Origin of the sequence: Vibrio sp. OPT46 (assembly GCF_015163535.1) — a bacterium.
Classification (GTDB): Bacteria; Pseudomonadota; Gammaproteobacteria; order Enterobacterales; family Vibrionaceae; genus Vibrio; species Vibrio alginolyticus.
Genome location: NZ_JADDYG010000236.1, coordinates 76450 through 85507, shown reverse-complemented (window position 1 = coordinate 85507; position 9058 = coordinate 76450). Strand labels below are relative to the sequence as shown.

Annotated in this window: 12 protein-coding genes; 7 read left to right on the top strand and 5 right to left on the bottom strand. The window is 44.7% G+C overall.

Annotated features, from left to right (window positions below; genetic code table 11):
- A partial coding sequence (locus IQR33_RS32720) for a cellulose synthase subunit BcsC-related outer membrane protein (protein ID WP_228013830.1) occupies positions 1 to 1773 on the top strand: 1773 nt, incomplete at its 5' end.
- Positions 1774 to 1833: 60 nt separating this feature from the next.
- On the opposite strand, the gene IQR33_RS09890 is transcribed toward IQR33_RS32720, so the two are convergent.
- The 3 genes from IQR33_RS09890 to IQR33_RS09880 form a co-directional block, all read right to left on the bottom strand.
- The gene (locus tag IQR33_RS09890) at positions 1834 to 2688 is read right to left on the bottom strand and encodes a co-chaperone YbbN (RefSeq protein ID WP_005388628.1); all 855 of its coding nucleotides are present in this window, start codon (positions 2686 to 2688) and stop codon (positions 1834 to 1836) included.
- Positions 2689 to 3159: 471 nt separating this feature from the next.
- Positions 3160 to 3987, bottom strand: a complete 828-nt coding sequence (locus tag IQR33_RS09885) for an SDR family oxidoreductase (RefSeq protein WP_025766996.1) — start codon at positions 3985 to 3987, stop codon at positions 3160 to 3162.
- A 44-nt stretch (positions 3988 to 4031) separates the two neighbouring features.
- Entirely contained in the window at positions 4032 to 4946 is a 915-nt protein-coding gene (locus tag IQR33_RS09880; protein WP_005382076.1) for a TIGR01777 family oxidoreductase, read from the bottom strand.
- A 254-nt stretch (positions 4947 to 5200) separates the two neighbouring features.
- Between IQR33_RS09880 and IQR33_RS09875 the strand changes: the two genes are divergently transcribed.
- From IQR33_RS09875 to yfcE, 6 genes are all read left to right on the top strand, one after another.
- Positions 5201 to 5935: a DUF1538 domain-containing protein gene (locus IQR33_RS09875; protein ID WP_005382077.1), complete on the top strand. Its 735-nt coding sequence runs from the start codon at positions 5201 to 5203 to the stop codon at positions 5933 to 5935.
- Positions 5932 to 6723 (top strand): DUF1538 domain-containing protein, encoded by a 792-nt coding sequence (locus tag IQR33_RS09870; RefSeq protein WP_005382078.1) that lies wholly within the window; start codon positions 5932 to 5934, stop codon positions 6721 to 6723. The genes IQR33_RS09875 and IQR33_RS09870 overlap by 4 nt, the downstream gene beginning before the upstream one ends.
- Positions 6713 to 7063, top strand: a complete 351-nt coding sequence (locus IQR33_RS09865) for a P-II family nitrogen regulator (RefSeq protein ID WP_054578025.1) — start codon at positions 6713 to 6715, stop codon at positions 7061 to 7063. Before IQR33_RS09870 ends, IQR33_RS09865 begins: the two co-directional genes overlap by 11 nt.
- Positions 7060 to 7467, top strand: coding sequence for a CBS domain-containing protein (locus IQR33_RS09860; protein ID WP_005382085.1), 408 nt, complete (start codon positions 7060 to 7062; stop codon positions 7465 to 7467). Before IQR33_RS09865 ends, IQR33_RS09860 begins: the two co-directional genes overlap by 4 nt.
- A gap of 149 nt (positions 7468 to 7616) precedes the next feature.
- The gene (locus IQR33_RS32715; RefSeq protein WP_005382086.1) at positions 7617 to 7826 is read left to right on the top strand and encodes a hypothetical protein; all 210 of its coding nucleotides are present in this window, start codon (positions 7617 to 7619) and stop codon (positions 7824 to 7826) included.
- A 75-nt stretch (positions 7827 to 7901) separates the two neighbouring features.
- On the top strand, positions 7902 to 8447 hold the full coding sequence (gene yfcE, locus IQR33_RS09855) for a phosphodiesterase (RefSeq protein ID WP_193843675.1): 546 nt from the start codon (positions 7902 to 7904) through the stop codon (positions 8445 to 8447).
- A 38-nt stretch (positions 8448 to 8485) separates the two neighbouring features.
- Here yfcE and IQR33_RS09850 read toward each other — a convergent pair whose 3' ends face one another.
- The gene (locus IQR33_RS09850; protein WP_005382088.1) at positions 8486 to 8764 is read right to left on the bottom strand and encodes a SelT/SelW/SelH family protein; all 279 of its coding nucleotides are present in this window, start codon (positions 8762 to 8764) and stop codon (positions 8486 to 8488) included.
- Positions 8765 to 8785: 21 nt separating this feature from the next.
- Positions 8786 to 9058, bottom strand: a 273-nt coding sequence (locus tag IQR33_RS32710) for a sulfite exporter TauE/SafE family protein (protein WP_228013829.1), incomplete at its 5' end; no start/stop codon positions are given.

The window sequence follows — 9058 nt, the reverse complement described above, 5'->3', positions numbered from 1 at the left end:
ATTTTCCAAAACATTTCGCTTTCAGAAGATTGGTCAACCGATGACAAACTGGCTTACGGCAGCATGATGGTAAGCTTGAATCACTTTGAAGATTTTGACCGTTGGTACGCGGACTTAGCATTAAATTCCGCAACACAAGATTTAAGTGCTTCGGAAGCATTACAGCTTGATGAACTCAAAACCCGTCGACTGTTGAGTCAAGCGGATCTGATGCTGGTTAATCAACAGCCTAAGCTTGCGTTGGATTTGTATGAACAAGTTTCTTTAAAGCCTGAGCCATTTAAAACTCAAGCAGAAATTGGCATGTTGCAAGCTAGTGCTTTGACTGGGTATGAAGCGACGTATCACGACATGCACCTCATTTTGAATAAAAAGCGCGATAGCTTAACTGCGGCACAGTTGATGACAGTGGCCGCGGTGTTTAATCAACAAGGCTATCGAAATGACGCTAATGCGCTAAATCAGTTGTTGGATGCGATGCCTGATGCTGACGCATTAGCATTTCGCAATAGCATGTCTATAGCAATGGAAAATCAACAGTGGGCGTTAGCTGAAACACGCGCCTATCAAGCCTTAAATCGTGACCGAATGGATAAAAATCGTGAACCTGAAGAGGCGAAAAAAGAACCCCTAAGCTTACGCGAGCTATATGATACTGCTGACGACTACTGGTTGACTCGTAACGTCAAATCGGACATCGATAAACTGCATGATCGGAGTGATGGGCATGTCATGATTGGCTGGGATTACAGTGCACGAGATGGCCGTAATACTTCGAATCAAGTGCCCATAGAAGCCCGAATCCCGATAGAGAGCTGGGATGGGCACCTGTTGCTAAAAGCCGATTATGTTTCTATCGATTCAGGTCAGTTGGACTATTATGAAAAAACCACCGATTCTGACAGCACTTCGTTCCAAAATGACGCATCAGGTATGGCATTTGGAGTGGGCTGGCAGGCTGAAGATTGGTTGGTCGATATCGGCACGACACCAATTGGTTTCGACCATACCACATGGGTTGGTGGTGTGCGCATCAATGGGGACCTGGGTGAGTTCGGTTGGACGGCAGAAGCTTCGCGTCGCCCTGAGACCAGTAGCGCGCTTTCTTATGCTGGAATGTCTGTCCCTAGCGGCACGACTGACCCTCAAGGGACTAAATGGGGCGGAGTTGCTCGTACTGGTGTGAAGTTGAGCTCAAGTTGGGACATTGGTGGCCCTTACGGTTTTTGGAGTAGCTTGCAGTATCATGTTTTGACTGGTGAAAAGGTTGAGGACAACACTCGTTTAGGCGTGCTAGGTGGAGCGTACTACAAGTTAATTGCAACGGATGACCAGCGTTTAAGTATAGGTACAAACTTAATTTACCTTGATTACGACAAAAATCTGGGTGAGTACACGCTAGGTCACGGTGGCTACTACAGCCCGCAAAGTTACTTCTCGGTGTCTTTACCTATCAACTTTTATGGCCGATACAACAGTTCTTGGTCATATCAATTGAGTGCATCCGTCTCTAACTCTTGGACTAAGGAAGACGCGCCATACTTATCGACAGTAGCGGAGTCAGACAAAGGTGGTGGTTTTGGTACGTCGTTGCAAGCGGCGGTAGAAAAGCGAGTCAGCAAACGTTGGTATCTTGGTGCGTTAGTCGATGTACAACGTTCTGAGTTTTATACACCAAACCATTTCATGCTTTATGCCAAGTACACCTTTAATGATCGTTGGCAACCAATAGAGTATCCGCCAGCAGCACCAACGTTGTATAGCGACTTCTAACAAAAAACAAAGGCCGGAAATCCCGGCCTTTGTTGTCTTATTCCTAGAAGAATGCGGCGCTTAGTACAAAATTGAGTAAAGCTGGCGACGATATTTGCTTGCTAATGCGTTACCTTGACCTAGCGCACTGAGAATATCCATAAAAGTCTTCTTCACGTCACCGTCTTGGGCGCCCAAGTCTTTTTTAAGAATATTCCACAGCAGTTCCAACGCTTCTTCATCCCGACCAACTTGGTTGTATTGTACCGCCAATTCACAAGCGAGTTCGAAGTTTGCCATGTCTGCTGCGTATGCTTGTTCTAGTCGCTGTAACTCAGGGCTATCTGCAGCCTGCAAATGCAGCTCGAGCTTGGCTATTAGGCTCTTGTAGTAGTTATCTTGATACTCGAGAGGGATAGCGTTCAGTAGTTCTTGGGCAATATCAAATTGTTTGGTTTCTAGCAAACAATCAGCCATCGCGAGTTTCACATCACCACGCTCTTGCAGCTCTGGCGGCAAAGTGTGGATGATGCTCAAAGCCTGAGCATGCTCACCTTGCTGAAGAAGTTCACTGACTTGTTTTAATAGTTGTTCATCTGGGCTTGGCAAATGCTTTTGTAGCATGGTAGCAATGGCATCAATTGGCTGGGGGCCTCCCAGACCATCGACGGCTTGACCATTTATAAACAGCGCGATAGTTGGCAATACTTGCACGCCAAATTGAGACGCTAAAGCGGGCTGATCTTCACAATTTAGTAGAGCAAGCGTAAATGCACCGTTGTACTGTTGAGCAAGAGATTGCAACTCAGGGAGTATCTGTGCGCTTTCTGGCTGAGCGTTGGCCCAAAAGTGGATCAAAACGGGCGTGTTCATTGATCCTTCAAGCGTTTCGCGAAAGTTCTGTTCTGTTATCTCAACGATAAATGGGGATTGCATCAGAGTATCCTTGCCTTGTGTCTTGTCGTTGATATTAGATATGGAGTTGATTTAGGTGAAATTCAAGCGACATTCACCATCAATAATGATCATTCTATTTTGAGAAAACGTGAGGTAATAGAGTGAGGTTATTGCTGCTCAGGTGTTAGATAAAAAGAAAACGCTGCCGAAGCAGCGCAATTCTAATGCTATTTGTTAGTGCGGTATCAAAATAGGATGAACATGGTCAACACTACACCCACACTAAGCCAGTTAAGCTGATTTAATGTCATTGTTGCCTCGCAGTAGTATAAACATTGCTACAAAACGTAATGGGTGGCGATACCAAATCTAAGCAACTCAATCACTTTGGGCGAAAGAATCCCCGCTGAATTGCGTAGAAATTGATTCGTTTAGTTGAGGTTTTTTTAACCTACATGTTCATAATGACATCACATTGTTACGGTGAAATTACATTTCGACAAAACTTTTTTATGCAGCCTGTCGCAAAATTTTATCAAGTACACGGGTTGGTAATAGTCTTTTCAAGACTGCGAATAATTTAGTCGGTGTAGTAATTCGATAACGAATTTTCGGTGAAACGCTAGTTAATGCATGAAGAACTGGTGCGATGCAAGACTCTGCAGGCAAAACAAATCGATTATTAGACTTGTCGTTGTTGAGTCGCTCTCTTTGTCCTTCATAAGCATGACGATGGGGGCTAGATTCAATATCAACCCACTTCTCAAAGGCTCGTAATGCATTGTTTCTAAATTGAGTTTCGATCGGTCCTGGTTCTATCAATGCCACTTTGATATTCGTATCCGCAAGCTCTAGCCTGAGCGTATCTGTCCAGCCTTCTAAGGCAAATTTTGATGCATTATAGGCACCACGGTATTTCATTGCGGCAAAACCAAGAACAGAGCTGTTTTGTATGATGCGTCCTTCGCCTTGCTGGCGCATATGAGGAAGCACCTCTCTGACCAACTGGTGCCAACCAAAAAAGTTGGTCTGAAATTGATCTTGAAGAGCCTCGGTGGGTAAGTCTTCCAGTGCTCCGGGCTGACCATAGGCACCATTATTGAACACTGCGTAAAGCTTACCTTCTGCTAACTCTAGCGCTTGCTTCACGCCCGAAGAAATGCTTTCTGGGCTATTTAGGTCTAGATTGATGCAGGTTAGCCCTTCATTAATTAGGCGCTGGACATCTTGTTCTTTCCTACAAGATGCAATGACATTAAATCCCTTGTTTTGTAGGGCGTGAGCGCACACGTAACCGATGCCGGTTGAACAACCCGTAATAAGAATCGACTTTTTCATAATTTAATTTAAGACTCAGAAACCTTGATTAGAGCCATCATTCATCAGCTCCGGTCATGAAGCAAGTGCTTGAGTGCTGGCTCTATTCTGGAGTAGCTAAATTTAAAGCCCAGTTCGGTGAGTTTTTTGGGTTTGGCTCTCATGCTATCAAACAATAAGCAGGAAGATTCTCCCATTAGGAGTTCCATCGCCCATTTAGGCGTGAACAAGATATGCGGACGTTTTAGCGTTTTAGCTAGTGTGCCGCTGAATATACGATTAGTCACAGGATGGGGGGCGCACATATTGAATGCACCGTGGGCATGTGGTGTTTCAAGCAAGTACATGATGGCGCGGACCATATCTAGGATGTGAATCCAAGGCATGTACTGATTACCGTTCCCAAGTGGGCCGCCTACGCCAAGCTTGTAAGGTAATAGCATTTTTGCCAACGCACCACCATTAAGGCCGAGTACCACGCCAGTTCTCAGTAGACAAACCCGTGTTTGTTCCGACTCTGCGCGCTTGGCTATTTGCTCCCACTTTGCACAAACCTCGTGAGGAAAGTCGTCGCTATTAACATGTAAGCACTCATCAAACGGATGGTCTTGTTGATCACCATAGTAGCCAACTGCCGAGCCACTAATAAAAACAGAGGGAGGTTCGGTACTTGCGTGGATCAGCTCAACAATTTGCTCGGTAATTTTCCAACGACTTTTGCAGATTTTTTCTTTTTGCTCGCTGGTCCACCTTTTATCCGCAATAGGCTCACCTGCAAGATTAATGACGGCATCAACGTGATTTAGATCGGCGAACGACTCGAGCGAGTCAAGGTATTCGATATTACCCAGATCAGCATGCTGTAGGCGTTGTTTTGCTCGCTCTGGAGAGCGTGTAAGTAGCATAACCTGGTGAGTTGATAGCAGCTTGAGCAACTCCGAGCCAATAAACCCAGTGCCACCTGTGAGTAATATCTTCATGTTATCTCTTTGAATGTACACGTATTAGAACATTATAGTCGTTTTGTGCTTAGCTTGATCATCTCAACACCATATTTCTAGGATAGTGACAAGCTGACAGAGAGGCTATTAACTTCACATATTAGTAAATATGTAACTAAATGTTATAGATGGCGCTAGTGTATTCACGGTAGAAGAGTGAAATCTATGCCAGACTAGAAGTTATCGCTCATTGGAACGAGCGTAATCAGTTTGCACAATCAAGGAGGATAGGCATGGAAGCATTTGTTGCGCTTTTTCGAGCGCTCCTCAATAGTGCTCGTGACTTATTACCCATCATCATTGTTATCACTTTTTTCCAATTAGTCGTTTTGCAAGAGCCGCTGCCCAACCTGGTCTCCATTCTTTTTGGCTTGTTGCTTGTCGTTTTAGGATTAACCTTTTTTATCTTTGGCCTAGAACTTGGTCTTTTTCCTATCGGAGAGAGTATGGCTCAAGCCTTTGCAAAAAAAGGCAGCGTGTTTTGGTTATTAGTCTTTGCGTTTTGTTTGGGGTTTGGCACCACGATAGCTGAACCTGCATTGACCGCGGTAGCGGAAGAAGCCTCAGAAGTTGCGGCAGAGGGCGGAATGATCGCTAACTCAGAGCAGTCCATGCAGGATTACGGAGAAGGACTTCGAGTAACAGTAGCTCTCTCTGTGGGGATAGCCATCGTTATCGGCGTTTTGCGTATCTTAAAAGGGTGGCCGATTCATTACATGATAATTGGTGGCTATGTAGGCGTTGTAATACTGACGTGGTTTGCACCTGAAGCCATTATTGGCGTCGCTTACGATTCAGGAGGTGTAACAACGTCCACCATAACAGTACCTTTGGTCACTGCACTGGGCGTCGGTTTAGCGTCTTCTATTAAAGGGCGCAACCCTATGGTGGATGGCTTTGGTTTAATCGCTTTTGCCTCGCTGTTACCGATGATGTTTGTGATGGTTTACGGAATGGTCGTAACATGATTTCAATTGATCATTTCCTAGACACTTTATTATCGACCGTTAGAGACGTCGTTCCCATCGCCAGCATTATTTTTGGTTTTCAGTTAGCCGTGTTAAGGCGTCCTGTTAGCAACCTTAAGAAAGTTTTGCTTGGGTTCGTTTATGTGATTTTCGGGCTAGCTCTTTTTTTACTTGGATTAGAAATGGCGTTGTTTCCACTTGGGGAGACGATGGCTGTGCAATTAACGGCGCCGGAGTTTTTACAAGAGTTCAAAGTATCGGTAGGGAAAGCCTTAATGTGGGTCGACTATTATTGGGTTTACACCTTCGCCTTTTTTATAGGCTTTAGTACCACGATTGCAGAGCCTTCTTTAATCGCTGTAGCGATAAAAGCAAACCAAGTCTCTGGAGGCAGTATCAGTATTAACGGCTTGCGCGTAGCCGTTGCGTTTGGGGTGGCAATTGGTATTGCATTAGGGAGTTACCGGATTGTCGTGGGCGATCCCATTCATTATTACATCATCGCGGGTTACATCGTCGTTGTGATTCAAACGTTTTACGCTCCTAAGCTTATTGTTCCACTCGCCTACGATTCTGGAGGCGTAACAACTTCTACCGTCACTGTCCCACTTGTAACTGCATTAGGGTTAGGGCTTGCTTCGACCGTCCCTGGAAGAAACCCAATGATTGATGGCTTTGGCTTGATCGCGTTTGCCAGTCTATTTCCTATGATCTCTGTGATGGGCTATGCGCAAATAACCCAGTGGCTGAATAAAAACGTCTCGGAGGAAGAAGAAAATGCGCTTTAAATTGATACTTGCGTTTGTTGAAGACAGCAAAACAGACAAGGTGTTGGACGCTGCACGCGATGCTGGTGCGACCGGTGCAACAGTGATTAACAATGCTCGCGGGCAAGGTTTAAATCAAAAGCGAACGTTTTTTGGTTTAACGCTAGAAGTGCAAAAAGATGTGCTGCTGTTTGTGGTCGAGGAACATCTATCTCGACACATATTAGAGACCATTAATGAGGTTGGTGAATTTGACAGAGAGTCGGGACAGGGGATTGCTGTTCAGATCGATATTGAAGATGCAGTCGGTGTCGCGCATCAAGTCGAGACATTGACCAAAGTAGTCGAGGATGAATTATGAGTGATCAAACGATAATTAGAGTTCGAGATGTTATGGCGGCAACGTATGTAATGGTTGATGGACTGATGACCGTATACGAAGGCATAACGCTAGCGAAAAAATACCAAGTCAAAGCGCTGGTGGTGAAAAAGCGAGATGATAATGATGAATATGGCATCGTGTTGATGAATGATATCGCCAAAAAGGTGCTGGCGAATAATCGTTCTCCTCAGCGCACAAATATTTATGAAATCATGACCAAGCCCGCTTTGTGTGTCGAACCAGATATGAACGTAAAATATTGTGCACGTTTGTTTGAGCGATTTGGCATAAGCAGAGCGCCGGTCATTGAAAGTGGCGAGGTCATTGGGATGGTGAGTTATAACAATATTGTCATCAACGGTATGGTGCGAGAAGAAGTGTAATAGGTTGATATAAATGAAAAATCAACGAATTTTTTCTCAAGTCAGCGACTGTTACAAAGAACTAAAATATTTAATATATGTTAGGTTGCATATGTGTTAATTCACCATTATTCTTTGCGCCCTAAGCCTAATGTCGAGGAATCTGTATCATGCCTTTAGTCTCTTGCCCCGTGTGTGAGAAACAAATCTCAAAACGCGCTCATGCATGTCCAGGATGCGGAGAGCCCGATCCGCTGCACCATCTAGCCAAATCAAAATTTATGTCGATGGTGTTTTGGATACTGGTGTTGGTTGGAACAGCGTATGCAGCATGGTTCTATGTTTTGCCTATGGTCATTGAATCATTGCGCTATCAGTAGTATTCAAACCGTCGTAGGTTGAGCTGCTAAAAAAATGCCGTAGAATGACCTCATACTTTTTGAGGAGACAATGTCGTGAAACTATTTTTTGCCTCAGACCTGCATGGCTCTTTGCCAGCAACTAAAGAAACCATTGAGCTATTTCTGGCCTCTGGTGCGCACCACATGATTTTGCTAGGAGATACGCTAAACCATGGGCCGCGAAACCCTATTCCGGAAGGCTACAACCCTCCACAGGTAGCAGACTTATTGAACCAATACAGTGATCAAATTATTTCTGTACGTGGCAACTGTGATAGTGAAGTGGACCAAATGCTATTGAAGTTTCCAATGATGATGGATTACTCATGGGTGCTACTTGAATCTGGCAAGAGAATCTTTTTGACTCATGGTCACTTGTACAACTCTGAAAAACGGCCGCCACTGCGCGAAGGTGATATCATCGCCCACGGGCATACACATGTTCCCGTCGCAGAGATGCAAGATGGAGCCATTATATTCAACCCAGGCTCGATGACATTCCCACGTAATGGCTTACCGAGAAGCTTTGGTACTCTAGAAGGCAATAAGCTAACGGTAAAAACACCAGAAGGCGAAGTATTAGCACAAACCATGATTTAACGGTTTTACTAAGTAAAAAATAGGGAGCGAATTGCTCCCTATTTTGTGTCTGAATGTCCTAAATCGCGTTCTGGGTCGATAATGTCTCTAACGCGCTGTTTTAGCACCTTGGCTTCAGGAAAGCCGCTGTCTTTTTTCCGTTCCCAAATTTGCTGGCCATTACAGAAAATTTCGAAGCGACCACCTGTGTCCGGGTGTAAGCTGATTGTTTCTATTTCTTCGCTAAAAGTATGCAGTAATTCTTGCGATAGCCAAGTTGAACGCAACATCCAGTTGCACTGGCGGCAGTAATAAATATCAATGATTGCTTTATCCATGAAACTTTCCTTTTAATCTTTTTAAACCAGCAACTTGATGCCCACCGCAAACGTGAGAATTTCGAATGCAACTTTAATCACTCTGTTACTGTATCGAGTCGCGGCCCATGCGCCTAAACTGCCGCCTAGAAAAGAGCTTAACAATAAAACAGGTAACCAAGCCCAGTGAATAGGCGCCCCTGCCTGTACGACGGCAATGCCTCCAATGCCATTCCAAAACAGGCCGACACAAATCATGGTGTAAGCAACGGCTTGTTTGTAGTCGTAACCAAACCAGCGCACCAAAAATAGTGT